The organism is Microbacterium sp. IEGM 1404, from assembly GCF_030056775.1.
Classification (GTDB): Bacteria; Actinomycetota; Actinomycetes; order Actinomycetales; family Microbacteriaceae; genus Microbacterium.
The window spans coordinates 414,583-439,326 of record NZ_JASHKP010000004.1; the positions used below are offsets into that span (position 1 = coordinate 414,583).

24 protein-coding genes and 3 tRNA genes are annotated in these 24,744 nt (G+C 71.3%); 17 read left to right on the plus strand and 10 right to left on the minus strand.

Going from position 1 to position 24,744, the window contains the following annotated elements; translation table 11 throughout:
• Positions 1-28: 28 nt before the first annotated feature.
• The 5 genes from QM517_RS16320 to QM517_RS16340 form a co-directional block, all read right to left on the minus strand.
• Positions 29-1,267, minus strand: coding sequence for a kynureninase (locus QM517_RS16320; RefSeq protein WP_283288961.1), 1,239 nt, complete (start codon positions 1,265-1,267; stop codon positions 29-31).
• A complete protein-coding gene (locus tag QM517_RS16325) occupies positions 1,257-2,192 on the minus strand; it encodes a hypothetical protein (protein ID WP_283288963.1) in 936 nt (311 codons plus the stop codon). Before QM517_RS16325 ends, QM517_RS16320 begins: the two co-directional genes overlap by 11 nt.
• Before the next feature lie 9 nt (positions 2,193-2,201).
• Positions 2,202-2,456 carry a glutaredoxin family protein gene (locus tag QM517_RS16330; RefSeq protein WP_077050816.1) on the minus strand — a complete coding sequence of 85 codons (255 nt, stop codon included), beginning with the start codon at positions 2,454-2,456 and terminating at the stop codon, positions 2,202-2,204.
• A 45-nt stretch (positions 2,457-2,501) separates the two neighbouring features.
• Entirely contained in the window at positions 2,502-3,626 is a 1,125-nt protein-coding gene (locus QM517_RS16335) for a glycosyltransferase (protein WP_077050815.1), read from the minus strand.
• A gap of 133 nt (positions 3,627-3,759) precedes the next feature.
• Positions 3,760-4,914 (minus strand): polysaccharide deacetylase family protein, encoded by a 1,155-nt coding sequence (locus tag QM517_RS16340; RefSeq protein ID WP_283288966.1) that lies wholly within the window; start codon positions 4,912-4,914, stop codon positions 3,760-3,762.
• A 112-nt stretch (positions 4,915-5,026) separates the two neighbouring features.
• On the opposite strand from QM517_RS16340, the gene QM517_RS16345 reads away from it, so the two are divergent.
• From QM517_RS16345 to QM517_RS16360, 4 genes are all read left to right on the plus strand, one after another.
• Positions 5,027-5,983 (plus strand): Gfo/Idh/MocA family protein, encoded by a 957-nt coding sequence (locus QM517_RS16345; protein ID WP_283288968.1) that lies wholly within the window; start codon positions 5,027-5,029, stop codon positions 5,981-5,983.
• A gap of 43 nt (positions 5,984-6,026) precedes the next feature.
• Positions 6,027-7,220 (plus strand): chromate efflux transporter, encoded by a 1,194-nt coding sequence (gene chrA, locus QM517_RS16350; protein ID WP_283288969.1) that lies wholly within the window; start codon positions 6,027-6,029, stop codon positions 7,218-7,220.
• Positions 7,221-7,254: 34 nt separating this feature from the next.
• Positions 7,255-8,625 (plus strand): MDR family MFS transporter, encoded by a 1,371-nt coding sequence (locus QM517_RS16355; RefSeq protein WP_283288971.1) that lies wholly within the window; start codon positions 7,255-7,257, stop codon positions 8,623-8,625.
• Between the two features lie 101 nt (positions 8,626-8,726).
• Positions 8,727-10,310, plus strand: a complete 1,584-nt coding sequence (locus tag QM517_RS16360; RefSeq protein WP_308208917.1) for an AMP-binding protein — start codon at positions 8,727-8,729, stop codon at positions 10,308-10,310.
• A gap of 8 nt (positions 10,311-10,318) precedes the next feature.
• Here the strand turns inward: QM517_RS16360 and QM517_RS16365 are convergent, their stop codons facing one another.
• The 4 genes from QM517_RS16365 to QM517_RS16380 form a co-directional block, all read right to left on the minus strand.
• Entirely contained in the window at positions 10,319-11,704 is a 1,386-nt protein-coding gene (locus tag QM517_RS16365) for an MFS transporter (protein ID WP_283288976.1), read from the minus strand.
• Between the two features lie 161 nt (positions 11,705-11,865).
• A tRNA-Phe gene (locus QM517_RS16370) sits at positions 11,866-11,938 on the minus strand.
• Between the two features lie 64 nt (positions 11,939-12,002).
• Positions 12,003-12,076 (minus strand) — tRNA-Asp (locus QM517_RS16375).
• Positions 12,077-12,102: 26 nt separating this feature from the next.
• Positions 12,103-12,175, minus strand: a tRNA-Glu gene (locus tag QM517_RS16380).
• Positions 12,176-12,391: 216 nt separating this feature from the next.
• On the opposite strand from QM517_RS16380, the gene QM517_RS16385 reads away from it, so the two are divergent.
• Complete coding sequence (locus QM517_RS16385) at positions 12,392-13,846, plus strand: peptidoglycan DD-metalloendopeptidase family protein (protein WP_283288977.1); 1,455 nt, start codon at positions 12,392-12,394, stop codon at positions 13,844-13,846.
• Positions 13,847-13,898: 52 nt separating this feature from the next.
• On the opposite strand, the gene QM517_RS16390 is transcribed toward QM517_RS16385, so the two are convergent.
• Positions 13,899-14,432, minus strand: coding sequence for an inorganic diphosphatase (locus QM517_RS16390; protein WP_283288978.1), 534 nt, complete (start codon positions 14,430-14,432; stop codon positions 13,899-13,901).
• 106 nt (positions 14,433-14,538) lie between these two features.
• On the opposite strand from QM517_RS16390, the gene tilS reads away from it, so the two are divergent.
• The 12 genes from tilS (at position 14,539) to panC (ending at position 24,742) form a co-directional block, all read left to right on the plus strand.
• Positions 14,539-15,540: a tRNA lysidine(34) synthetase TilS gene (tilS, locus tag QM517_RS16395; protein WP_283288981.1), complete on the plus strand. Its 1,002-nt coding sequence runs from the start codon at positions 14,539-14,541 to the stop codon at positions 15,538-15,540.
• Between the two features lie 23 nt (positions 15,541-15,563).
• A complete protein-coding gene (gene hpt / locus QM517_RS16400) occupies positions 15,564-16,115 on the plus strand; it encodes a hypoxanthine phosphoribosyltransferase (protein WP_077050806.1) in 552 nt (183 codons plus the stop codon).
• A 152-nt stretch (positions 16,116-16,267) separates the two neighbouring features.
• Complete coding sequence (gene ftsH / locus QM517_RS16405; protein WP_283288984.1) at positions 16,268-18,271, plus strand: ATP-dependent zinc metalloprotease FtsH; 2,004 nt, start codon at positions 16,268-16,270, stop codon at positions 18,269-18,271.
• Positions 18,272-18,277: 6 nt separating this feature from the next.
• Entirely contained in the window at positions 18,278-18,868 is a 591-nt protein-coding gene (gene folE / locus QM517_RS16410; RefSeq protein ID WP_283288986.1) for a GTP cyclohydrolase I, read from the plus strand.
• Entirely contained in the window at positions 18,865-19,656 is a 792-nt protein-coding gene (gene folP / locus QM517_RS16415) for a dihydropteroate synthase (RefSeq protein ID WP_303655683.1), read from the plus strand. The genes folE and folP overlap by 4 nt, the downstream gene beginning before the upstream one ends.
• Positions 19,656-20,024, plus strand: coding sequence for a dihydroneopterin aldolase (gene folB / locus QM517_RS16420; protein ID WP_077050802.1), 369 nt, complete (start codon positions 19,656-19,658; stop codon positions 20,022-20,024). Before folP ends, folB begins: the two co-directional genes overlap by 1 nt.
• Positions 20,021-20,548 carry a 2-amino-4-hydroxy-6-hydroxymethyldihydropteridine diphosphokinase gene (gene folK / locus QM517_RS16425; RefSeq protein WP_283288994.1) on the plus strand — a complete coding sequence of 176 codons (528 nt, stop codon included), beginning with the start codon at positions 20,021-20,023 and terminating at the stop codon, positions 20,546-20,548. The genes folB and folK overlap by 4 nt, the downstream gene beginning before the upstream one ends.
• Positions 20,545-21,042, plus strand: coding sequence for a DUF3180 domain-containing protein (locus tag QM517_RS16430; protein WP_283288996.1), 498 nt, complete (start codon positions 20,545-20,547; stop codon positions 21,040-21,042). The genes folK and QM517_RS16430 overlap by 4 nt, the downstream gene beginning before the upstream one ends.
• Positions 20,984-21,583 (plus strand): PH domain-containing protein, encoded by a 600-nt coding sequence (locus QM517_RS16435; protein ID WP_283288998.1) that lies wholly within the window; start codon positions 20,984-20,986, stop codon positions 21,581-21,583. The genes QM517_RS16430 and QM517_RS16435 overlap by 59 nt, the downstream gene beginning before the upstream one ends.
• Positions 21,580-23,163: a PH domain-containing protein gene (locus QM517_RS16440; protein ID WP_283289000.1), complete on the plus strand. Its 1,584-nt coding sequence runs from the start codon at positions 21,580-21,582 to the stop codon at positions 23,161-23,163. Before QM517_RS16435 ends, QM517_RS16440 begins: the two co-directional genes overlap by 4 nt.
• Entirely contained in the window at positions 23,160-23,891 is a 732-nt protein-coding gene (locus QM517_RS16445; RefSeq protein WP_077051351.1) for a DUF2520 domain-containing protein, read from the plus strand. Before QM517_RS16440 ends, QM517_RS16445 begins: the two co-directional genes overlap by 4 nt.
• The gene (gene panC / locus QM517_RS16450) at positions 23,888-24,742 is read left to right on the plus strand and encodes a pantoate--beta-alanine ligase (protein WP_283289003.1); all 855 of its coding nucleotides are present in this window, start codon (positions 23,888-23,890) and stop codon (positions 24,740-24,742) included. The genes QM517_RS16445 and panC overlap by 4 nt, the downstream gene beginning before the upstream one ends.
• Positions 24,743-24,744: the final 2 nt, after the last annotated feature.

Genomic DNA, 24,744 nt, shown 5'->3' on the forward strand with positions numbered 1-24,744 from the left:
GCCACCTTGTCGATGACGACGTCGCGCCTCAGCTCTCGGTGCGGACCGCCTCGGCGACGGCCATGAGTCCCGTGAGGGTTTCGGTGAAGCTCGTCGAGAGCGGGGCCAGTCCGATCCGCAGTCCGTGCGGGTCGCGGTAGTCGGGGATGACGTCCTGCTGCCACAGTCGTGCCGTGACCGCCCGCATCGCCGGGTGCGACAGCGTCAGGTGCCCGCCGCGCTCCGAGGGGTCGCGCGGCGAGGCCAGGGTCACTCCGAGCGGGCTCAGGATGCCATCGCCCACCCGCAGCGCGAACTCGGTCAGGGCCACGGATTTCGCGCGGATCGCCTCGATGCCGGCGTCGTCGATGAGATCCAGCGTGTCCTGCATCGCCAGCATCGCGAGGACCGGCGGGGTGCCCGACAGGAACCGTCGCATACCGTCGGCCGGGCGGTATTCCGGTCCCATCGCGAAGACGTCGGCCGCGCCCATCCACCCCTGGATCGGCTGGGTGAGCATCCCCTGATGCCGAGCCGCGACGTAGGCGAAGGCGGGTGCTCCGGGGCCGCCGTTCAGGTACTTGTAGGTGCAGCCGACCGCGAGGTCGACGCCCCACGCGTCGAGCGCGACCGGGACGGAACCCGCGGAATGGCAGAGGTCCCACAGCACGAGCGCGCCGGCGTCGTGGCCGATGCGGGTGAGTTCCTCGGCATCCGCGAGATACCCGGAGCGGTAGGAGACGTGGCTGAGCAGGACGACGGCGGTCCGCGGGCCCACCGCGGCGCGGAGCCGGTCGGCATCCACCCCGCGGGCGGTGTCGACCTCGATCCACACGACCCGCGCGCCGCGCTCGGCGGCGATCCCCTCCACGAGATACCGGTCGGTGGGGAAGTCGTCCCGCCCGACGACGATCTCGACGCGTTCCGGGTCGGTCGCCGAACGCTCGGAGAGCGCGGCCCGCAGCAGCTTGTAGAGCAGGACCGTCGTGGAGTCGCCGATGATCGTCTGCCCCGTCGCCGCGCCGAGGGTCAGGCGCCCGAGCCTGTCGCCGATCCGGAACGGCAGGTCCATCCACGACTCGTCCCATCCGCGGATGAGGCGACCGCCCCACTCGGCCGTCACGAATTCGGCGAGTCGACTCGCGGTGGCGCGCGGCGGCCTCCCGAGGGAGTTGCCGTCGAAGTAGACCAGGGACGTCTCGGCTCCGACGAAGGCGTCGCGGTGCGCCGCCAGCGGATCGGCCTGGTCCAGGGCCTCGGCCTCGGCGGCGAACGGTTCAGTCGACACGGCTGAGCTCCTCGGTCGGGACGACGATCGCGTGCGACAACCACGTCGCGATGTCGTCGGGGTCGGCGGGGGCGGGGCCGGCGACGAACGTGCGGACGCCGTCGGGGCCGGAGCGGGCGGGCCACGGATCGCTGAGGGATGCCACGAGGGCGTCACCGCGCACGCCCGCGTCCTGCAGTGCGAGGAGCTCGCGGCGGTTGACGCCGAGAGGGAGCGGGCCGTTGCCGAGGTCGGTGCCGTAGAGGACGCGGCCGCCGCGCGCGGCGAACGCGCGCAGGTGGTGCACCGCTCGGGTGCGTGCGTCGCCGCGGTGGATGTCGAGGGTCGAGATCCACACCTGGCCGCTGTCCGCGGCGCGCGCGAGCAGCCGTCGGGACGGCGCGCCGTCGAAGGGTGCGTGGGCGAGGGCCTCGACGCCGACGTCGATCGCCCGCTCGACCTGGCCGGCGCCCTGCGCATGCGCGACGACCGGCAGGCCGCGTTCCCGCGCGGCGGCGAGGATCGCGGTGAGGACCTCGTCCGACGGCACGGGGCCCGCGTCGGCGTTCAGGGCGACTTTGATGACCGAGGCACCGGCGTCGGCCTGCGCGTCCACGGCGGTGCGGGCACCGCCGGGTTCTCCGGGATGGGGCGAGACGTTCGAGACCGTGTGCACGATGGCATCCGGCGCCCAGGACCGTCCGCCGGGGTATCCGCCCGGGACGGTGAGGAAGGCGCCCGCGAAGGCGACGTGCGGAAGACCCCGCGCGATCCGCGCGAGGGCGACCGGGTCGCCACCGAGGTCGAGGACTCCGGCGATACCGCGCGCCGGCAACGCGTGCAGATCGACCAGGTGCGCGTGCACGTGGTGGTCGACGAACGCGGGAAGGGCCGTTCCGGTCTCACCGGTCGCGTGTCGGCGAACCGGCCACGCGGCGGTGAGCATCGGGCGGGGTCAGATCAGCGACAGCTCGCGGAGCTTGGCCTCGACGTCGGCGTTGGAGGGCTCGACGTGGTGCGAGGCGTCGGGGTAGACCACGACGGGGATGTTCGTGCGGCCCGAGATCTCCTTGGCCACGTCGGCCGCCGAGGGGTCGGCCACGAGGTCGACGTACTCGTAGGCGACACCGAGGTCGTCGAGCTGCTTCTTCGTGCGGATGCAGTCACGGCACCAGTCGGCGCCGAACATGCGGATGGATGCGTCGGACATGCTTCCAGCGTACGCCGACCGGGGGTTGCCTGGTCGCGGGTGGGGTCAGGCGGCGAGTTCGTCTTCGAGGGTCTCGGGCAGGGGCATCTGCGCGAGGCGGCTGCGCTTGGGGGCGTAGACGACCAGCGCGTGGTACACGAACCGGACCACGAACGCCGCGATCAGCGTGAGGGCGGTGGCGATGACCACGTGCAGGTGCGCGGCGCTGACCAGCAGCCACAGCAGCGGGATCCGCACGAGCGCTTCGATGCCGTTGAAGGTGAACGACTTCAGGAACCGGTGGCGCATCAGCCCGGACTCGGCGCGCATGTCGGCGAACACCAGGTATTCCAGGGCGAGGAAGTTGCCGACGATGGTGAGCACGCTCGCGATGACCGACGCGATCAGGTACTGCACCCCCAGGCCCGTCAGCGCCCACGTGATGAGGAGGTTCGCGACCGCACCGATCCCGCCCACGACCGCGAACGCGGACATCCGCCCGAACCGCAGCATCGTGAGCTGGGTCAGGAACCGCAGGCCCTGACTGAACGACGCCTTCGATTCCCCCGCGAAGCGCGCAGCGAACGAGAACGGCACCTCGGCCACCCGCATCTGCTTGCGGGCGAGGATCTCCAGAAGGATCTTGAACCCGCGCGGGCGCAGCCCCTCGACATCCAACGCGCGACGATCGACGAGGAAGAACCCCGTCATCGGGTCGGAGCAGTTGTGCAGCTTCCGGGGGAACATCGCCTTGGTCAGCATCGTCGATCCCCGCGAGACCAGCGTGCGCACCGCGTTGGCCAGCCCCTCGGACGTCCCACCCGCGATGTACCGGGACGCCACGACGACATCGGCGTCGCCGACCTCGGCGCGGGCGAGGAGCTCGGCGATGACCTCCGGCGGGTGCTGCAGGTCACCGTCCATCACGACACAGAAATCGGACTGCGCGGCCCGGATGCCATCGACCACCGCACCCCCCAGACCCCCCACGGGCTCGTCGCGGTGCAGCAACCGCACCGGAACCGCAGCCTCGGCGGCGACGGCACGGATCACGTCCGGGGTGTCATCGGTCGAATCGTCCACGAAGATGATCTCGACCGAACGACCCGGAACCGCAGCCGTCGTTCGACGGACGAGTTCGGCGACGTTCGGACCCTCATTGAAGGTCGGAACGATGACGGAAAGGTCCATGGATACTCGCGTTTCGGTGAAGCCGGAAGTACACAGCGTAGAACGGCCGACGCGTGCCCAAATGAGCATTGTGGATCATTTAGCTGAGAGCTAGCGGGGCGTGCATCCCCGGGAGCGGTGCCACGGCGCGCCGTCAGCCGATGGCATCCCTCAGATCGTCCACCGTCATGCCGTAGTTCATCCGGATGACGGGGAGCGCGAGCTTGTCCGTCCCGACGTGCACGTACCCGTGCTCGATGGTGCGGCCGAGCTCGAATCCGGCACGGCGGACGCCTTCCTTGGTCGTCTCGTCGTAGTGCCCGAAGGGGTAGGCCACCACTTCCTTCGCGCCGAGGATCGCTGCGGACTGCTCCAGATCGGCGGCGATGGTGTCGGCGTCGTCGTTCACCATGCGACCCTTGCCGTTCGCGCCGGCGCGGTGCATGTCGTGCGTGTGCGAGCGCTGCAGGACGAAGCGGTTGGGCGTCCCCTCGGTGCGGGCCGAGGTGATGACGAACGACGTGGTGAGCAGGTTGCGCCCGTCGACGACCGGGGCCGCCTGTTCGAGCCACGTGCTGTCGGCGTCGTCGTCGGTGATGATGACCGAGTGCTTCGGCAGGAACAGGGCCCCGTCGATGAAGGCGCTCAGCTCGTCCCACGTCGGCAGGTAGAAACCGGACTGCTGGATGTAGGCCATCTGCGCATCGAAGTCGCCGATGTAGATGTAGTTCGCGCGCAGCCAGTTGTCCTCGCCCTCGGGATTCCGCGTGAACTGGTGGTACATCAGGATCGGGATGCCGGCGTCCTCCGCCGTATTCGCCTCGGGTGTCGTCCACGCGGCGTACAACGTCTTCTCGCGGCCGGTGCACGCGACGAGGTCGGCCCCGTTCACCCGCGCCGGGAGCGTCAGGGCGGCCGCGTCGGCGGCGCTGGCGTACCAGCCGGCGAAGACGCGACCCTCGGCCCGGGGGATCGGGAGCTTGTCGAAGCGCAGGTCCTGCGTCTGCAGTTGCGGGTCGAGAGCGATGCCCTCGCCCGCGAACGACACCGCGCACGCACGCGGGTCGGTCGTCGTGGACAGGAGCTGCTGCGCGGCCGTGAGCGGCGTCGGGGTGGGGGTGGGTGTCGGAGTGGACGTCGGGCTCGGCGTCGGCGGGGTCTCCGCCACGGGCAGGCCGGTCGACCCGCGCAGCACCGCGAACAGGGACACGCCGCCCGCGATGAGGGCGACGGCCACGACCGCGACGATCGTGCGGCGCAGGCGGACCCGCCGCGAAGTGAGGCGGCGTCGTTGCGCGCGCGTGACCATCGAATCTTCCCCCGGGTTGCGACGATCGTCCCCACGATCAGGGCGATCCTAGCGGGACGGATTGCGCGATCCCCGGATGCTCGCGCGGGTGAGGACACGGGATGATGAGGGGATGATCCGCATCGGCATCGTCGGCACGAGTTCCATCTCCGAGCAGCTGGCGCGGGCCGTGCACGCCGTCGACGGCGTCGAGCTCGGGCGGGTGGCCTCCCGTGACCTCGCCCGGGGGCGGGATTTCGCCGAACGCGTCGGGGCGCCGGGCGTCGCCGACGGCCTCGCGGGGCTGCTCGACGCCGGTGACAGCGACGCCGTGTACATCGCGAGCCCCAACGCCGTGCACGCCGAGCAGGTGCGGGCGGCGGTGGATGCCGGCATCCCGGTGCTCGTCGAGAAGCCTGCGGCCCTCACGGCGGAGGAGTGGGAGGAGCTCGTCGAGCTCGCCCGCGAACGGGCGGTCGTGCTGCTCGAGGCGATGCGCACGGCCTACGACCCCGGCATCCGGACGATCCAGGAGCTCCTGCCGCGGCTCGGCCGGATCCGCCGGGTCTCGTTCCGGTACGAGAAGCGCTCCGCGCGGTACGACCACGTGCTGGCCGGCGAGCCGACGAACATCTTCGACCCTGCGCTCGGGGGCAGCGCCCTGCGCGATCTCGGCGTCTACCCCCTGCACGCGCTCGTGCTCCTCTTCGGCGATCCCCGCGACATCGTGGGAGCGCGCGTGGGGATCGCCTCGGGTACGGACGGGCTCGGCAGCGCGATCGCCGAGTACGACGGATTCCTCGCCGACGTGGCCTGGTCGAAGATCACCGACACGTCCCTGCCGAGCGAAATCCAGGGCGAGGAGGCCTCTCTCTCCATCGACGCCATCGATGCGCCGCGACGGCTGGTCCTCACGCCGCGCGGAGGAGAGCCCGAGACCGTCGAGGTCGCCGCCCCCGGGAACCCGATGATCGGCGAGGTCGAGCGCCTCCGTGACGCCGTGCGCGGGGCCGACGTCTCCATCGACCAGGACCGCACCACCCGCACGCTGTGCCTGGTCGACGCGCTCCTTGCCCGGCCGCTCCGCTGAGCGGATTCACCCGCCGTTTGCCCGGGGGCGTTAGGAACGACGGATGACACGAGCCGGAACAGTTCCCGAGGTCTTCCTCGCGTTCCTGCGACTGGGAGTGACGTCCTTCGGCGGACCGATCGCGCACCTCGGGTACTTCCGCGACGATCTCGTCACCCGGCGGCGGTGGATGGACGACCGCGCGTACGCCGACCTCGTCGCGCTGTGCCAGTTCCTGCCGGGCCCCGCGTCCAGCCAGGTCGGCTTCGCGATGGGCCTGCAGCGCGCCGGGTTCTGGGGCGCGATCGTGGCGTTCCTGGGCTTCACCCTGCCGTCCGCCGTGCTGCTCGTCGCGTTCGCCGCGGGCGCCTCGCTCTTCGGTGGACCGGTGGGCGGCGGCATCCTCGACGGCTTGAAGATCGTCGCGGTCGCGATCGTCGCCCAGGCCGTGTGGGGGATGGCCCGCTCTCTCACGCCCGACGCTCCCCGCGCCGGGATCGCGGTCGTCGCCGCGGCGCTCGCTCTGTTCGCCCCGGGCGCGGTCGGACAGCTGGGGGCGCTGGCGATCGGCGTCGTGGCGGGTCTCGTGCTGCTGCGTGAGGCTGCGGAGCAGCCGGGGGAGACCCTGCCCTCGTTCGGTGTGCCCCGTGCCGTCGCAATCGGAAGCCTCGTGGTCGCCGCCGCCGCCCTCATCGGACTCCCGCTCCTCGCGGCGACCACGGGATCGGGGCTCGTCGCGCTCGCCGACGCCTTCTTCCGGTCGGGTGCGCTCGTGTTCGGCGGAGGCCACGTGGTCCTCCCGCTGCTGCAGGCCGAGGTCGTGCAGACCGGGTGGGTGTCGCCCGACGTGTTCCTGGCGGGCTACGGCGCCGCCCAGGCCGTTCCGGGGCCGCTGTTCACGTTCGCCGCCTACCTCGGGGCCGTCTCCGCGGTCGGGCCCGGGGGCGTCGCGGGGGCGGCGGTCGCTCTCGTGGCGATCTTCCTTCCCGGCTTCCTCGTGCTCGTCGGGGTTCTGCCGTTCTGGGACGCGTTGCGCGGTCGCCCCCGCGTCCGCGCGGCGATGCGGGGGGCGAACGCGGCCGTCGTCGGCATCCTCGGGGCGGCGCTGTACACCCCCGTGTTCACCACGGCGGTCACCGGCCCCGGGCCGTTCGTGCTCGCGCTCATCGGCTTCGCGCTGCTGACGGCGTTCCGCGCGCCGGCGTGGGTCGTCGTGATCGTCGGGGCGATCGGCGGGGTGATCGCCGCTCTCCTCTGACGCAGCGGCCCGTTCCCGAGACGAGGATGGTCGGGTGACGGAGGAACGTGCGACCCGGCGGCTGGTCATCGCACTCATCGTCGGCGGGATCATGCCCGTCGTGGACACCACGATCGTCGCGATCGGACTGCACCGCATCGGCGAAGACCTCGGCGCCGATGTCGCGACGCTGCAGTGGGTGTCGACGGTCTATCTGCTGGCACTGGCCGTGGTCATCCCCGTCGCCGGATGGGTGCAGGCCCGCCTCGGGGACCGGAACGCCTGGATCCTGGCATCCGGAATCTTCCTTGCGGCATCCGTCCTGTGCGCGATGGCGAGCGGCATCGGCGAGCTCATCGCGTTCCGGGCGCTCCAGGGCGCGGGCGCGGGGCTCCTGCTCCCGCTCATGCAGACGCTGCCCATGCAGCGCACGCCGCGCGAGGCCATGGCGCGCACCATGGCGGTGATGAGCGTGCCGATCTCGCTCGGCCCCGTGATCGGCCCGGTGCTCGGCGGGCTCGTGCTCAGCGCCCTGGACTGGCGGTGGCTCTTCCTCATCAACCTGCCGCTGGGGGCGGTCGGCCTCGTCCTCGCCGTCCTGTGGCTGCCGGGCGGGCGGTCGGGTGCCCGGACGACTCTGGATGCCATCGGCCTCCTGCTCCTGGCCCCCGGCCTCGTCGGCGTGCTGCTGGCGCTGTCGAACCTCGCCGGCGGCACCGGTGCGGGCGAGGTGGCCGTGTGGGTGCCGGCGGTCATCGGTCTGGTGCTGCTGGTGGCGTTCGTGCCGTGGACCGTCGGTCGGCGCGATCCGCTGGTCGACCTGCGTCTCCTCGGCGTCCGGACTCTGCGCGCTTCGACCGTCGCGATGGCGTTCTTGGGCGCGAACCTCTACGCGGCGACCTTCCTGCTTCCGCTCGCGCTCCAGGCCGATCGCGGGGTGTCGGTGCTGGACGCGGCTCTCCTGCTGATCCCGCAGGGCGTCGGCTCGCTGCTCGCCCGTGCCGGTGCCGGACGCCTGGTCGCGCGCTGGGGTCCGCGTGCGGTCGCGATCTCGGGTTTCGCCCTGGTCGCGGTGATGACCGTGCCGTTCGCCCTCGACGACGGCACGCTCGCGCTCGCGGTGTGGGCCGGGGTGCTGTTCGTCCGAGGCCTGGGGCTGGGAGTCGTGCTGGTCCCCATCATGGCTTCGGGGTACCTCGACGTCGCCCCCGACCGGATGCCGCACGCCTCCGCCTTCTCCCGCATGGCGCAGCAGCTCGGCGGCGCCTTCGGCACGGCCACGGCGGCTCTCGTGCTCGCCGCGGTGACGACGGCATCCGGGACCCGTGCCGGATTCGACGCGGCGTTCGTCGTGGTGATCGGGATCTGCGCGGCCGCGATGGCCGCTTCCCTGGCGCTCCCGGGTCGCCAGGGCGTCGCGCGCTGAGAGTCGGCTGCGCCTGCGTATCAAGGCGCGTGACACCGGGTTCCGCCTTTGGCAGGATGAGCGCACGGCGGCGTCGCCGCGTCGGTATCGAAGGAGATCCCGTGTTCCAGAGCCCCTACCCGCGCATCGACGTTCCGTCGCACAGCGTCTACGACCACCTCTTCGGCTCGCTCGACGAGGACGACCTCGACCGCGTCGCGCTGATCGACCCCGCCTCGGGCGACGAGACGACCTACGGCCGCCTGCGGGCCCAGGTCGACGCGTTCGCCGGCGCGCTGGCCCACCGGGGCGTCGGCACCGACACGGTGGTCGCGCTGCTGTGCCCCAACATCCCCGCGTTCGCGACGGTCTTCCACGGCATCCTCCGTCTGGGCGCCGCCGTGACGACGGTCAACTCCCTCTACACCGCGCACGAGATCGAGACGCAGCTGACGGATGCCGGGGCCACCTGGCTCGTGACCGTGTCGCCGCTGCTCGGACCCGCTGCGGAAGCGGCCGCCGCGGCCGGTATCCCCGACGACCGCGTGATCGTGCTGGACGGGGCTCCGGGGCACCTCGATCTGCGGTCACTGCTCGCGGAGCAGCGCACCCCGCCCGCCGTCGACTTCGATCCCGAGACGCACGTGGCCGTGCTGCCGTACTCGTCGGGGACGACGGGGGTGCCGAAGGGGGTGATGCTCTCGCACCGCAACCTCGTGGCCAACGTCGACCAGTGCCGCGTGAGCATCCGGCTCGGAAGCGACGACCGCGTCCTCGCGGTGCTGCCGTTCTTCCACATCTACGGGATGACGGTGCTGCTGAATCTGGCACTCCGGCAGCGCGCGACGCTCGTCACGATGCCGAAGTTCGACCTGCTGGCCTTCCTGCGGTGCATCCAGGCGCACCGCTGCACGTTCCTCTTCATCGCGCCGCCGATCGCGGTGGCCCTCGCGAAGCATCCCGTCGTCGACGACTTCGACATCTCCAGCGTCCACACCGTGTTCTCGGGCGCGGCGCCCCTGGACGGCGAGACGGCCGAGACGGCCGGTCGTCGCATCCACGCGCGGTTCTTCCAGGGTTACGGGATGAGTGAGCTCAGCCCGGTGTCGCACGCGATCCCGCCGGAGCGCGACGACATGCCCGTGAGCTCGGTGGGCGTGCTCATCCCCAACGTCGAGGCGAAGCTCGTCGACACCGAGACCGGCGTCGAGATCGAGGAGCACGGCGCTGGCGGACTGACCGCTCCCGGCGAGCTGTGGGTGCGCGGGCCGAACGTGATGCTCGGCTACCTCAATCGTCCGGATGCCACCGCCGACACGATCGACGCCGACGGCTTCCTCCACACCGGTGACATCGCCACGCACCACGTCGACGGGTACTTCACGATCGTGGACCGACTGAAGGAGCTCATCAAGTACAAGGGCTATCAGATCGCCCCCGCCGAGCTCGAGGCGCTGCTGCTGTCGCATCCCAAGATTCAGGATGCCGCCGTCATCGGCGTCCTCGACGAGGACAAGCAGGAGATCCCGAAGGCGTTCGTGGTCGTCGCACCGGGTGCGGAGCTGACAGCGGAGGACGTCATGGAGTTCGTCGCCGCGGAGGTCGCGCCGCACAAGAAGGTGCGGCGGGTGGAGTTCATCGACGCCATTCCCAAGTCCGCGTCGGGGAAGATCCTGCGGAAGGACTTGCGCGCCCGAGAGGGGTGACGCAGGTCTCACACGCGGCGAAGGGCCCAGGCCATCGCGAGACCGGCCACGACGAGGAGCCCCGCGGAGGTCGCGACGGCGGCATGGAAGCCGCCGGCGATCGAGGGGGCGGAGACGGCGACGGCGCCGAGCACAGCCGTGCCGAAGCCGCCGCCGAGGTCGTAGGAGATCTCCTCGAGCGCGGCTGCGCCCCCGACTTCGTGCACCCCCGCGGACGACACGATGAGATCGTTCGCGCTGACCGCGGCGATCTCGATGGCGAGCCCCGCCAGCGCTGTCGTGGCGGCGAAGACCGCGAGGTTCACGGGCTCACCCGCGAGCGTGAGGCCGGCCAGCGCGAGCCCCGCGACGGTCAGCGTCGACGCGATCGTCGCGCGGTGCCGCAGGAGTCGCAGCACCCACGGCGACAGCAGCGCGCCGACCACCGTGGCCAGGGCGAGCGGGACGAGGGCGATCGCGGCATCCAGCGGGGCGAAGCCGCGCTCGAGTTGGAGGTAGCGCGCGAACTGCAGCTCGAGGCCGACGATCGCGAACATCGCCAACGCCACCGCGATGAGCGCGCTCGAGAACGCGGCGTTGCGGAAGAGCGCCATGTCCAGCGTGGGCTGCTCGCCCCGGCGGCCCAGCCCGAACTGCCGCCGGACGAACGCCCACCCGACGCCGAGCGAGAGCACCGTGCCCCCGATGAACACCTCGACGTGGTGCTCGGCGAGACTGTTCGCCGCGACGGCGGCCGCGAGCACCGCTCCGATCGCGAGGCCCTGACCGGCCAGGTCGGTGCTGCCGGGGCGATCCGAGCGCGATTCCGGCACCCACCGCAGCGCCGCGGCGATCACGAGCGCCGCGAGCGGCACGTTCACGAGGAACACCCCGCCCCACCAGCTGTGCGCGACGATGACCCCGCCGATGACCGGGCCCGCCGCCGCCGCGGCCGCCGACGACATCGACCAGATAGCCACCGCCCGCACGCGCTTCTGCCGATCCGGGTAGGCCACGCGCAGCAGCGACATCGTCGGGGGCAGGATACCGGCGGCCCCCACCGCCATCGCGGCGCGGGCGGCGATGAGCCAGACGGGTCCGGGGGCGAAGGCTGCCGCGGCCGAGGCCGCCGCGAACAGCGCCATCCCGACGACGAGGAACAGCCGCCGGCCGTAGCGGTCGCTCAGCACGCCCGCCGACAGCAGGAGCGGCGCGATCACGAACGGGAACGCGTCGATGATCCAGAGCAGCTCGGCGTCGGTGGCGGGGAGCTCTCGCGCGATCGTGGGGGCGACCACGTGGAGCACGGTGACGTCGATGGAGACGAGGGCGAGCGCGCCGCAGACGGTCGCGAGGACGAGGCCGGGTCGGGTGCGGCGCCGGCCATCCACCTCGAGCGGCACCGATTCGTTCACCGGTTCATGGTGCCCGTTCGAACGCCCGGGCGGGGAGAGCCTCACCCGGACGGGTGACGCGGGGCGGGAGCACGTGGCGCGAGTGCGCCGGGAAAAGACGAAACCCCCGCGATGTAGAAGCTACGCGAGGGTTCCTGGGGTGACTGTAACGGTCACCCGTGTGGCTCCGACCGGCATCGATCCGGTGACCTTTCGATTTTCAGTCGAACGCTCTACCAACTGAGCTACAGAGCCGAGCGGCATGTCTGCCGCTTCCGAGACGAAAGGCCTCCTCGAAAGAAGGCCCGTCGCTGTGGAGCGACCCTGACGGGACTTGAACCCGCGACCTCCGCCGTGACAGGGCGGCACGCTAACCAACTGCGCTACAGGGCCATGCTTGTTCAATTGTGTTCGGCGAGTGACCCCAACGGGATTCGAACCCGTGCTACCGCCGTGAAAGGGCGGCGTCCTAGGCCGCTAAACGATGGGGCCGGATGAACCCCGAAATCCTGCGATTCCGTGCTCACTTGCCGACGACCGAGCCTACTTCATGATTCTCGAGATTGCCAATCGGGGGCGTGGCGGTCCTCGTCCCCGGCGTGTCGAGGGGCCAGACTGGGCCGCGGCAGCGGGAACTCGCCCTGTTGTTCGTGTGATTCGTGTTGCTACTGTGGTGCGAGTTGCGAACCGGTGAGATGAGGTATTCCCGTGACGCCTGAACCCTCCGAAGGCGCGGACGACTGCGGTTGCGCGCCCAGCCCGAGCGAGCGCGCACGTCTGTGGCCCTCGCTCGACCGCCGCGGAGCGTTGCGACTGGGTGCCTTCGGCGCCGTCGCCCTCGGCGCGATCGGTGCCACGGTGCCCTCCTTCATCTCGACGTCCCCCGCCTTCGCCGCCGACTACCCGTCCTGGGCCGATGTCGAGGCCGCGCGAGCGAATGAAGCCGCCAAGGGCGCGGAGATCACCCGCATCCAGGGTCTGATCGCGGGCCTGCAGTCCGAGGTCGAGCGCACGCAGGCCGAGGTGGTCGCCCGGTCCGACGAGTACTACACCGCGCAGCAGGCCTTCTTCGACGCCGACTACCGAGCGCAGCAGCTGCGCTCGCAAGCCGACGCCGAGGCCGCCAAGGCGACGGATGCCGCGACGAAGGCCGGCAAGGTGGCCGCGCAGCTCTACCGCTCCGGCGGCGACGACACCTCCCTCGACCTCTTCTTCTCGAGCTCGGCAGCCAGCGCCGACGACCTCCTCGCGAAGCTCGGCACGATGGACAAGCTGCTCGACCGCAACCGTTCCGTTTACGCGGCCGCGGTCGCCGCCCGTGACAGCGCGAAGAACCTCAGCGGCCAGGCCGACGACGCCAAGGCCGAGCGCGACCGCCTGCAGAAGATCGCCGAAGACAAGATGGTCGCCGCGCAGCAGGCGGCGGACGCCGCGCAGGCCGCACTCACCGAGCAGCAGGCCAATCAGGTCGTGCTGCAGGCGCAGCTGGCCGCCCTGCAGGACACGACCGCCAAGACGGTCGCCGACTACCAGGCCGGTGTCGAGGCCGAGCGCAAGGCCCGCGAGGAGCGGGAGCGCAAAGCCCGCGAAGAGGCCGAGGCCCGTGACCGCGCCGCCCGCGAGGCGGCTGCGGCCGCCGCCGCGGCGGCTGCCGCCAACAACAACAACAACGGCGGCGGAGGCGGCAGCAGCGGTGGCGGCGGGAGCAGCAGTGGCGGCGGCGGAGGCGGAGATGTCGTCAGCTCGGGGTGGGCGCGTCCTTCCTGGGCCGGTACGACGTCCGGTTATGGACCGCGCACCGGGCAGTGTGGCGCGAGTTATTGCGCGAGCACCTGGCACCTCGGGCTCGACTTCGGTGCGAGCTGCTGGTCGCCGATCTACGCCGCGGCGAGCGGACGCGTCACGTACGCCGGGTTGAACAGCGGATACGGCAACTACATCCGCATCCAGCACGACGACGGCTCGGGCACCGGATACGCCCACATCGTCAACGGCGGCATCTACGTCTCCTACGGCCAGCGTGTGTCCGCCGGTCAGCAGATCGCCGCGACCGGGCAGACGGGCAACTCCTTCGGATGCCACCTCCACTTCGAGGTCTACCCGCCGTGGGGCGGGACGACCGACCCCGCGCCGTGGCTGCGCGACCGCGGAGTCTGGGTCTGAGCGACGCGAAAGCCCCCGGTCGAGGACCGGGGGCTTTCGTCATGACCGGGGGTCAGAGGGTGCTCGGGGACTCGCCCTCGCCCTGCGTCTTGGTCTGGGCGTCGTGCTCCTCGAAGCGCGCGAACGCCTCATCGACGAGGCGCTCGGCCTCGGCGGCATCCGCCCACTCGTCGACCTTGACCCACTTGTTCGGCTCGAGGTCCTTGTAGTGCTCGAAGAAGTGCGAGATCTCCTTCTTCGTCCAGTCGTCGATGTCGTCGACGTCCTGGATGTGGTCCCAGCGCGGGTCCTTCGCGAGGACCGCGACGACCTTGTCGTCGCCGCCGGCCTCATCGCTCATCTTCAGCACGCCGACGGGGCGGACCTTCGCGAGGATGCCGGGGTAGAGGTCGCGGTCGAGCAGCACGAGCACGTCGAGCGGGTCGCCGTCCTCGCCGAGGGTGTTCTCGAAGAAGCCGTAGTTGGCCGGGTAGCCGAACACCGTGAACAGGATGCGGTCGAGGAAGACCCGGCCGGTGCCGTGGTCGACCTCGTACTTCACGCGGCTGCCGCGCGGGATCTCGATGACGGCGTCGTACGCGCCCATACGTGTGCTCCTTAGATCGGTGGAATTCCGCGCCCAGCCTAGTCGGGGCTCCCTCGCCGCCGTCGGCTCCGGTACTCACGGCGACACGACGGATAGCGTGGATGCCATGCACGAACGGCGCCCCGGACTCGATCCCGCCGTCGCCGAGGTGCGTCGGGCGGTCCGTGTCGCGCTCGACGGGCGCGGCGGCGCCGTCGTCGTCGCGCTCTCCGGTGGTGCCGACTCCCTCGCGCTCGCGGCGGCCACCGCGTTCGAGGCGCCGCGGCTCGGCATCCGGGCGGAGGCCGTCGTGATCGATCACGGTCTGCAGGACGGGTCCGCCGCGATCGCCTCCCGTGCCGCCGACCTCGCCCGCGGCCTCGGGCTCGCCGCCCGTGTCGTGGCGGTCGACGTGCGGCCCGGGAGCGGCCCGGAGGCCGCCGCGCGCGACGCGCGGTACGCCGGCCTGGCCGGTGCCGCCGCCGAGACGGGAGCCGACGCGGTGCTGGTGGGGCACACCCTCGACGATCAGGCCGAGACGGTGCTCCTGGGTCTCGCCCGCGGTTCCGGCGCCACGAGCCTGTCCGGGATGTCGCCGGAGCGGAGGGATGCCACGGGCCCGGTGTGGCTGCGTCCGCTGCTCGGCATCCGACGCGAGACGACCGCGGCGGCGTGCGCCGCGGAAGGCCTCGACCCGTGGCGCGACCCGCACAACCTCGACCCCGCGTACGCGCGTGTGCGGGTCCGCGAGACGGTGCTGCCGACGCTCGAGCGCGAGCTCGGACCCGGTGTCGCCGAGGCCCTCGCCCGCACCGCGGAGCAGCTGCGCGAGGATGCGGCGGCGTTCCAGGACATGATCGACGAGACCATCGAGGACATCGTCGAGCACGCCGAAGCGGGCATCTCGGTGTCGGTCGCGGCGCTGGCGGCCAACCCCGCGGCGCTGCGCAACCGGATCGTGCGCTACGTCGTCGACAGCGAGTTCGGGGTGTCGCTCACGCGGGCGCAGACCCTCGAGGTCGCGCGGCTGGCGACCGACTGGCGCGGTCAGGGGCCCATCGACCTGCCCGGATGCCTCGCCCGCCGTGTCGGCGGCCGGATCGAGATCGTCGCGCGGGCGGCATCCTGAGTCGTCCCGCGTAGGATTCAGGGATGCGCGCGGCCGACATTCCCGACGACATCAGCGAAGTCCTCCTCACCGAGGAGCAGATCCACGAGAAGCTAGCCGAACTGGCGCAGCTGGTCGTCGCCGACTACGCCGGCAAAGAGGTCGTGCTCGTCGGCGTCCTCAAGGGCGCGGTCATGGTCATGGCCGACTTCGCCCGTCACCTTCCCCGGCACATCACGATGGACTGGATGGCGGTCTCGTCGTACGGGGCGAGCACCCGCTCGAGCGGTGTCGTGCAGATCCGGAAGGACCTCGACACCGACATCACCGGCAAGCACGTGCTCATCGTCGAGGACATCATCGACTCGGGTCTGACTCTCAGCTGGCTGCTGGAGAACTTCGCGTCGCGCGGCGCGGAGTCCGTCGAGGTCCTGGCGCTCCTGCGCAAGCCCGACGCGATGAAGGTCGAGGTCGACTGCCGCTACGTCGGGTTCGACATCCCCAACGACTTCGTCATCGGCTACGGCCTGGACTACGCCGAGAAGTACCGGAACCTCCGCGACGTCGCCGTCCTCGCGCCGCACGTCTACTCCTGACCGCGGACCGGATGCCGGGCGCGCCTCGGCGCGGCATCCGTCGCCCGGGGTACGCCCACGACGAACGCACAGTCCCGGCATAGCCGGCGGGCGTTACCCTGATCCCACCGCTTTTTCCGAAGCGGATCACGAAAGGGCTGGGCTCGCCCACCATGGATTTCAAGAAGATCACGCGCAATCCGATCATCTACGTTCTGCTGGTCGGTCTGCTTCTGGTCATCGGTTTCTCGCTGATCTCGAACCTCAGCGGAGCCAAGCAGATCTCCACCCAGGAGGGTCTGGAGCTGCTCAAGGGGACCACGGTCACCTCGGCGACGACCAATGACACCGATCAGCGCGTCGATCTGAAGCTGTCCCAGCCCTTCGAGGGCGCCGACTCCGTGCAGTTCTACTACGGCGGTGCGCGCGCGTCCGAGGTGGCCACGGCCATCGACGCGGCCGCCCCGAAGGACGGGTTCAACGACGTCGTTCCGCGTCCGGGATTCCTCGACGGATTCATCTCCCTGATGCTGCCGCTCGTGCTGCTCGGTCTGCTGTTCTGGTGGCTGCTCTCCAGCGCGCAGGGCGGCGGCAGCAAGGTGATGCAGTTCGGCAAGTCGCGGGCGAAGCTCGTGACGAAGGAGACCCCGACCGTGACGTTCCAGGACGTCGCCGGCTCCGACGAAGCCATCGAGGAGCTCGAGGAGATCAAGGACTTCCTGAAGGACCCGAAGAAGTTCGAGGAGGTCGGTGCGCGCATCCCCAAGGGCGTGCTGCTGTACGGCCCTCCCGGAACCGGTAAGACGCTGCTCGCCCGCGCGGTCGCCGGGGAGGCGGGCGTGCCGTTCTACTCGATCTCGGGTTCGGACTTCGTCGAGATGTTCGTCGGCGTCGGTGCGAGCCGCGTCCGCGACCTGTTCAACCAGGCGAAGGAGAACTCGCCCGCGATCATCTTCATCGACGAGATCGACGCCGTCGGTCGCCACCGCGGCGCCGGAATGGGCGGCGGGCACGACGAGCGCGAGCAGACCCTGAACCAGATGCTCGTCGAGATGGACGGCTTCGACCCCAAGGTCAACGTGATCGTGATCGCGGCCACCAACCGCCCCGACATCCTCGACCCCGCACTGCTGCGCCCGGGCCGGTTCGACCGCCAGATCGGCGTCGACGCCCCCGACCTCAAGGGCCGCCAGCGCATCCTCGAGGTGCACGGTCGCGGCAAGCCGCTGTCGGACTCCGTCGACCTCGAGGTCGTCGCACGCAAGACGCCCGGCTTCACCGGCGCCGATCTCGCGAACGTGCTCAACGAGGCCGCCCTGCTGACCGCGCGCTCGAACGCCCAGCTCATCGACAACCGTGCCCTCGACGAGGCGATCGACCGCGTCATCGCGGGTCCGCAGCGGCGCACGCGCGTGATGAAGGACAAGGAGAAGCTCATCACGGCGTACCACGAGGGCGGACACGCGCTCGCGGCAGCGGCGATGAACCACACCGACCCCGTCACCAAGGTCACGATCCTCCCGCGCGGCAAGGCGCTCGGCTACACGATGGTCCTGCCGCTGGATGACAAGTACTCCGTCACCCGCAACGAGCTGCAGGACCAGCTGACCTACGCGATGGGCGGCCGTGTGGCGGAGGAGATCGTGTTCCACGACCCCACCACGGGTGCCTCGAACGACATCGAGAAGGCGACGAGCATCGCCCGCAAGATGGTCACCGAGTACGGCATGACGAACGAGGTCGGTCCGGTCAAGCTGGGTTCCTCGTCCGGTGAGGTGTTCATGGGCCGCGACATGGGTCACGGCCGCGACTTCTCGGAGCGCATCGCCGAGCGCGTCGACGCGCAGGTGCGCGGGCTCATCGAGCAGGCCCACAACGAGGCCTACCAGGTGATCAACGACAACCGCGAGGTGCTCGACCGCCTCGCGCTCGCGCTGCTCGAGAAGGAGACGCTCGACCACCTGGAGCTCGCCGAGATCTTCAAGGACGTCAAGCGTCTGCCCCCGCGCCCGCAGTGGCTCTCGTCGGGCGACCGTCCGGTGTCGAGCCTGCCGCCCGTCGAGGTCCCGCGTCGCTCGGCCCCCGCCGGGGTCGCGGCGTCCACCGAGGCCGACGCGCAGACCGCGACCCAGCCGCAGCGCCGGCCGAGCGGACAGACGCGTCCGGCCACCGCCTAAGGCGCCGTGGCCGTCGACCGGGAGCGCGTGTCCGCGCTCGTACGCGAGCTGCTCGAAGCGATCGGTGAGGATCCCGATCGCCCGGGTCTCCGGCAGACCCCGGCCCGCGTCGCCGACTCGTGGAGCGAGTTCTTCGGGGGAGTGGGCGAGGATGCCGGTGCTCCGCTGCAGCACACCATCTCGGTGACCCGCGGGCCGGCGCCCGACACCCTGCCCTCGGGGGCGGTGATGCTGCGCGACATCGCGTTCCGCTCGATGTGCGAGCATCATCTGCTCCCGTTCCGGGGTCACGCGCACGTCGCGTACCTCCCCGGCGAGGAGGTCGTCGGGCTCGGTGCTCTGCCCCGTGTCATCGACGTCCTGGCCGCGCGACCCCAGGTGCAGGAGCGCCTCGGCGAGCAGGTGGCCGACACGATCGCGGGGTCGCTCGACGCCCGTGGCGTGCTGGTCGTGCTGGATGCCACGCACGAATGCGTCACGATGCGCGGGGGACGCCAGCCCGACGCGTCGACCGTCACGATCGCCGCGCGCGGAGTGTACGCCGACCCCGTCGCCCGCGCGGAGCTGATCGCGCTGATCGGTCGAGGTCGCGGATGACACTCGTCATGGGGATCGTCAACGTGACCCCCGACTCGTTCAGCGACGGCGGCCGGTTCCTCGATCCCGACGTCGCGATCGCGCACGCCCGTGCGCTCCACGCGCAGGGCGCCGACCTCCTCGACGTCGGCGGCGAGTCGACGCGCCCCGGAGCCGAGCGGGTCGCGCCCCGGATCGAGCAGCAGCGGGTGCTTCCCGTCGTCGAGGCGCTGGCATCCGAGGGTCTGTACGTGAGCGTCGACACGATGAACGCGACGACCGCGCGCGCGGCCGTCGCCCTGGGAGCGCGACTGGTCAACGACGTGTCGGGCGGGCTGGCCGACCCGGAGATGCTCGCCGCCGTCGCCGAATCGGGCGCCGACATCGCGCTCGGACACTGGCGGGGTCCGTCGGCCGAGATGTACGCGCGCGCCGAGTACGGCGACGTGGTGGCCGAGGTGCTCGCGGAACTCCACGAGCGGGTCGACGCGGCCGAGGCCGCCGGCATCCCGCGTTCCCGTGTCGTCGTCGACCCGGGCATCGGGTTCGGCAAGCGCGGCGACCAGAACTGGCAGGTGCTGCGCGCGCTCCCGCGGGTGGCGGGGCTCGGATGCCGCGTGCTCGTCGGCACGAGCCGGAAGCGGTTCCTCGCCGAGACGATCGGCGCCGACGCCGATCTGGTCCGCCGCGACCTCGCCACGGCCGTCACCAGTGCTCTCGCGGACCGCGCGGGCGCGTGGGCCGTGCGCGTGCACGACGTCCCGACCACTCGCGACGCCCTCGCCGTCGCCCGCGCCTGGGAGGCCTGATGGACTTCGCCGACGAGATCACGCTGACGGGGGTGCGCGCCTTCGGCTTCCACGGCGTCTACGCCGATGAGAAGCGGGAGGGGCAGGAGTTCGTCGTCGACGTGGTGCTGCAGCTCTCGCTGCGACCGGCGGCCGAGTCGGACGATGTCGTGGACACGGTGCACTACGGGGAACTGGCCGAACGCATCGTGGCCCACGTCGAGGGCGACGCCGTCGACCTGCTGGAGACGCTCGCGCAGCGCATCGCCGACGACGTCCTCGCCGACGAGCGCATCATGCTGGTGACCGTGACCGTGCACAAACCCCAGGCCCCGATCACCGTGCCGTTCGCGGACGTCTCGGTGACGATCCGGAGGGGACGCGCGTGAGCGTCCGTCTCGCCCACGGCATCGGCGACCCGCCCTCCTACGAACCGGTCGCCGCCGTCGTCGCCCTCGGCGCAAACCTCGGTGCCCGCGCCGAGACTCTCGCAGCAGCCGTCGACGAGCTGCGCCTCCTGCCTCTGACGACCGATGTCCGGGTGTCGGCGCCCATCGAGACCGTCGCCGTGACCCTCACCGGAGAGGACGCCGACGCGCCGCGCTATCTGAACGCCGTCGCGCTGCTGCAGACGCGGCTGGCGCCGGCGACGCTGCTGCGCGAGCTGCACCGCATCGAGGCGGACCACGGGCGCGTGCGTCGCGAGAAGTGGGGCGACCGGACCCTCGACCTCGATCTCATCGCCTACGGCGACGCCCGCATCGACGAGCCCCACCTGACGGTCCCGCACCCGCGTGCGCACGAGCGCGAGTTCGTGCTCGCTCCCTGGCACGACGTCGACCCGGATGCCGAGATCCCCGGCCGCGGTCGTGTCGACGCGCTGCTCGCCGCCCTGCGCGAGGGGGCATCGTGAAGCGCACCGGGGCGACGACCCTCATCGTGGCAGCCCTCGCGGGGCTGGTCGTCGGGTTCCTCGTCGATGCGATGCTCACCGCGGCCGGACGTCCGACCTTCGTCCCGGCGGTGAGCCTGCCCACGATCCTCGTGCTCCTGGGCGCGATCGTGGTGGCGGTGGCGGTGCCGATCTTCCGCGCCTCCCGCGGACGGACCGATCGGCGCATCGACCCGTTCCGCGCGCTGCGGGTCGCGATGCTGGCCAAGGCGTCCTCGCTCGTCGGGGCGACGGCGACGGGTTTCGCTCTCGGGCTCCTGGCGTTCGTCTTCACGCGGCCGTTCACTCCGTCGCTAGGCTCGTTGGGATCGGTGATCGCGACGGCCGTGTGCGGTGCCGTCCTCGTCGCCGCGGGCCTCGTGGCCGAACAGCTGTGCACCATCCGGAAGGACGACGATGACGAACACCCCGGATCTTCCGGAGCGCACCCCGACGCCGGACCCTCCGTTCGCTGAGTCGTCGGCTCCCGTCCTGGACGAGGCCACATACGACCGAATTCTCGAGCCGAGGGGCGCCGGCCGTCTGCCGCTCGGCGACGGCACGTGGCACCAGCTCGCTCGCGCGTACGTGCGGGTGCAGCTGATCTCGCAGGGTGCGGTCTTCGTCCTGGTGCTCGTCGCCGCGATCGTGGCGCAGGCCGTCTCCGGATTCATGTGGCAGTGGATCCCGGCCGGTGTCGTGCTCCTCGTCACGGCGATCGGCATGATCATCACGCCCCGCCAGGCGCGGTCCTTCGGCTATCAGCTGCGACGCGACGATCTGGTCTTCCGCCGCGGCATCCTGTGGCAGCGCGTCGTCGCCGTTCCCTACGGGCGCATGCAGCTCGTCGACATCACCCATGGTCCCCTCGACCGCGGCTTCGGCATCGCGCAGCTCAAGCTCGTCACGGCGGCCGCGTCGTCGGGGGTCACGATCCCGGGCCTGACGCAGGGCGCGGCCGAACAGCTGCGCGACACCCTCATCGACGTCGCCGAGACCCGGCGGACCGGGCTGTGACCGACCCGCACGATGCCGAGCGCCGGGGTCCCGATTCCCCGGTGGCACGTGCCCTCGTCCGATCGCCGCTGAGCGACGGCGAGTGGCAGCGCCTGCATCCGCTGACACCGCTCCTGCGGGGCGGGCTGTTCCTCCTCGTCATCATCGGCGTCATCGTCGCGAACCTGCGCGAGCGGCTGTTCGAGCTGTTCCTCCCGGCCGTCACGGATCTGCCGCCGGGAGTCCTCCCGCCCGACCCGGTCGACTTCATCCTCGCGAACAACCTCATCCTCATCGCCGGCGGCGGTGCCCTCGCGGTCCTCGTCGTGCTGCTCGTGATCTTCCGCCTGTCCTGGCGGTTCCACACCTTCCGCGTCAGCGACGACGACGTCGAGGTGCGTTCCGGCGTCCTCTTCCGCACCCACCGCCGTGCCCCGCTCGATCGTGTGCAGGGCGTCAACCTCACGCGTCCGATGGTGGCGCGCCTCCTGGGGTTGGCGAAGCTCGAGGTGGTCGGTGCCGGGCTCGACTCCAACGTCAAGCTGGAGTACCTGTCCGCGAAGGCCGCCGAGACGGTCCGCGGCGACATCCTCCGCCTGGCCTCGGGTCGACGCCTCTCGGAGCGCGGAGTCGCGGCTGCGCCGGCGGGTTCGGCGGTCCAGCAGGCCGCCGATGCGGTGGCGGCCGGCATCCAGGGCATCGTCGACGGCGAGGACTTCTCGGATGCCGAGCCCGAGAGCATCGTGCGGATCCCGTTCGGACGACTCGTCGCCTCGCGCGTGCTGAGCGGGTCGACGCTCATGCTGGTGGCACTGATCGTCGCGATCATCGTCGCGGCCTCGCTCTCGACACTGTGGCTCCTGTTCACGATCGTCCCGGCGTTCCTGGCGTTCGGGGCGTACTACGTGCGCTCGATCGCCCGGGGTCTGCGCTATTCGATCGCTCCGACCTCCGACGGCGTGCGGCTGACGTTCGGGCTGTTCACGACGATCAGCGAGGTGGTCCCGCCGGGCCGCGTGCACGCGATCGAGGTGCATCAGCCGCTGCTGTGGCGCCCGTTCGGGTGGTGGAGCATCTCGGTCAATCGGCTCACCGGCCGGGGCTCGACCGACTCGACCACCGACCCCTTCGCGGCCGTGCTCCCCATCGGCACACGCGACGACATCGAGCGGGTTCTGCACATCCTCGCTCCGGCGCTGCCCTTGGAGGAGTGGAGCTTCGTGTTCCGTGACGGCATCCTCGGCCCGGTGGACGATGACCCGTACGTCGTCACCCCGCGGCGCGTGCGGCTGCTCCGACCCCTTTCATGGCGACGCAACGGTGTGGTGGTGACGGAGGACGCGCTGTTCCTCCGTCGCGGGTGGTTGCGCCGCACGCTCGCGATCGTGCCCTTGGCGCGGCTGCAGTCGATCGGCCTGCATCAAGGCCCCCTGGCGCGCGCCACGCGTACCGCCACCCTGGCGGCGCACGTGATCGCGGGGACGGTGCGGACCTCGGTCGGAGCCCTCGACCGTGACGCCGCGCTGACCCTGTTCGGTGAGACGTCCCGCGCAACCGTCGCCGCCGCGGCCGGCGACCGCAGCCACCGGTGGGCCGGATGAGCGGGGGTCGCGACGGTCGGCTCGGCGTCGGCATCATCGGTGCGGGTCGCGTGGGTCCGGTGATCGGGGCGGCGCTGGCGGGAGCGGGCCATGCGCTGACCGGGATCACGTCGGGATCCGACGACGACCGCGTCGAGGCGATCCTGCCGGGTGTGCCGGTGCTGCCACCCGAGGAGGTCGTCCGTCGGAGCGAACTCGTGGTCGTCGCGGTCCCGCACGACCAACTCCCCGGCCTCGTCGCCGGGCTCGCCGACCTGGGCGCGTGGCAGCCCGGGCAGCTCGTGATGCACACCGACCCCGGATACGGCGTCGAGGTTCTCGCGCCGGCGCTGCAGCGCGGCGCGATCCCGCTCGCCATCCATCCGGCGATCGTGTTCACGGGCGCGTCGTCGATCGATCTGCGCCAGCTCGCGCAGGCGTACGCCGCCGTGACCGCACCGGGGCCGGTACTGCCGATCGCCCAGGCGCTCGCCGTCGAGCTGGGGTGCGAGCCGGTGGTCGTCGCCGAGGCGGACCGCGTCGCGTACGCCGAGGCGGTCGCCACGGCGACGCAGTTCTCGCGCTCGATCATCCGCCAGTCCGCGGCGCTGCTCACCGGGGTGGGGGTGGAGAATGCGGGGGCGTACCTGTCCGCGCTCGTGCGGTCGAGCGTCGACCAGGCGCTCGCCGAAGGCGCGGGGCCGGTCGGTGCGGACGGTGCGCCGCCGGACGCTACGATCGACGGATGATCCGCACCATCGAGGATCTGCGCACCCGACTGGCCGAAGCCAGAAGCGCAGACCGCCCGGGCGGTGCGGCCCGCGTCGCGCTCGTCTCGACGCTCGGAGCCCTGCACGACGGCCATGTCGACCTCATCCGCGCGGCGCGCGAGCGCGCGGACGTCGTCGTCGTGTCGACCTTCGTCAATCCGCTGCGCTTCCGCACGGCCGAGGAGACCGCGGCCTATCCGCGCACGCCGGACGCCGACGCCGATCTTCTCGACGACCTCGGCATCGATCTGGTCTTCGCGCCGACCGCCGCGGAATTCCTGCCCGCCGGAACGGCGACCACGCGGGTGTCGGCGGGCGACCTGGGGCTCCGATACGAGGGGCGAGTCCGCCCGTTCTACTTCGACGGCGTCCTCACGGTCGAGGCGAAGCTGTTTCACCTCATCCGGCCCGACGTCGCCGTGTACGGAGAGCGGGATCTGCAGCGGGCCTTCCTCGTGCGCCGCATGATCCGCGACCTCGACTTCGGCATCGACACGATGCTCGTCCCGACCGTGCGCGCCGAGGACGGCCTGCCCGTCTCGAGCCGCGTGGGTCTGTTGGACGAGGCCGATCGCCGAGCCGCCGCCAAGCTCCCCGTGGCCCTGGAAGCGGCGGCATCCAACGCCGATCTGGGTGTGGATTCCTGCATCGCGGCGGCGCAGTCCTCGCTCATGGGCGAGGCGCGGATCCACCTGGAGTACCTGTCGGTCGTCGACCCCGAGACGTTCCTGCCCGTGGACGACGGCCACCGCGGACGCGCGATCGCGCTCATCGCCGCGACCGTGGGCGGGCACCGGTTCATCGACAACGCGGAGATCTCGCTGCGCTGACG

What these genes read in the sequence shown, in the direction of transcription:
- QM517_RS16340 (WP_283288966.1), bottom strand. Translation starts at nt 4,914, where the DNA reads ATGGTCACGCGCGCGCAACGACGCCGCCTCACTTCGCGGCGGGTCCGC.
- QM517_RS16335 (WP_077050815.1), bottom strand. Translation starts at nt 3,626, where the DNA reads ATGGACCTTTCCGTCATCGTTCCGACCTTCAATGAGGGTCCGAACGTC.
- panC (WP_283289003.1), top strand. Translation starts at nt 23,888, where the DNA reads ATGATCCGCACCATCGAGGATCTGCGCACCCGACTGGCCGAAGCCAGA.
- folB (WP_077050802.1), top strand. Translation starts at nt 19,656, where the DNA reads ATGGACTTCGCCGACGAGATCACGCTGACGGGGGTGCGCGCCTTCGGC.
- QM517_RS16345 (WP_283288968.1), top strand. Translation starts at nt 5,027, where the DNA reads ATGATCCGCATCGGCATCGTCGGCACGAGTTCCATCTCCGAGCAGCTG.
- hpt (WP_077050806.1), top strand. Translation starts at nt 15,564, where the DNA reads ATGCGCGCGGCCGACATTCCCGACGACATCAGCGAAGTCCTCCTCACC.
- QM517_RS16330 (WP_077050816.1), bottom strand. Translation starts at nt 2,456, where the DNA reads ATGTCCGACGCATCCATCCGCATGTTCGGCGCCGACTGGTGCCGTGAC.
- ftsH (WP_283288984.1), top strand. Translation starts at nt 16,268, where the DNA reads ATGGATTTCAAGAAGATCACGCGCAATCCGATCATCTACGTTCTGCTG.
- chrA (WP_283288969.1), top strand. Translation starts at nt 6,027, where the DNA reads ATGACACGAGCCGGAACAGTTCCCGAGGTCTTCCTCGCGTTCCTGCGA.
- tilS (WP_283288981.1), top strand. Translation starts at nt 14,539, where the DNA reads ATGCACGAACGGCGCCCCGGACTCGATCCCGCCGTCGCCGAGGTGCGT.
- QM517_RS16325 (WP_283288963.1), bottom strand. Translation starts at nt 2,192, where the DNA reads ATGCTCACCGCCGCGTGGCCGGTTCGCCGACACGCGACCGGTGAGACC.
- folP (WP_303655683.1), top strand. Translation starts at nt 18,865, where the DNA reads ATGACACTCGTCATGGGGATCGTCAACGTGACCCCCGACTCGTTCAGC.
- QM517_RS16390 (WP_283288978.1), bottom strand. Translation starts at nt 14,432, where the DNA reads ATGGGCGCGTACGACGCCGTCATCGAGATCCCGCGCGGCAGCCGCGTG.
- QM517_RS16445 (WP_077051351.1), top strand. Translation starts at nt 23,160, where the DNA reads ATGAGCGGGGGTCGCGACGGTCGGCTCGGCGTCGGCATCATCGGTGCG.
- QM517_RS16435 (WP_283288998.1), top strand. Translation starts at nt 20,984, where the DNA reads ATGACGAACACCCCGGATCTTCCGGAGCGCACCCCGACGCCGGACCCT.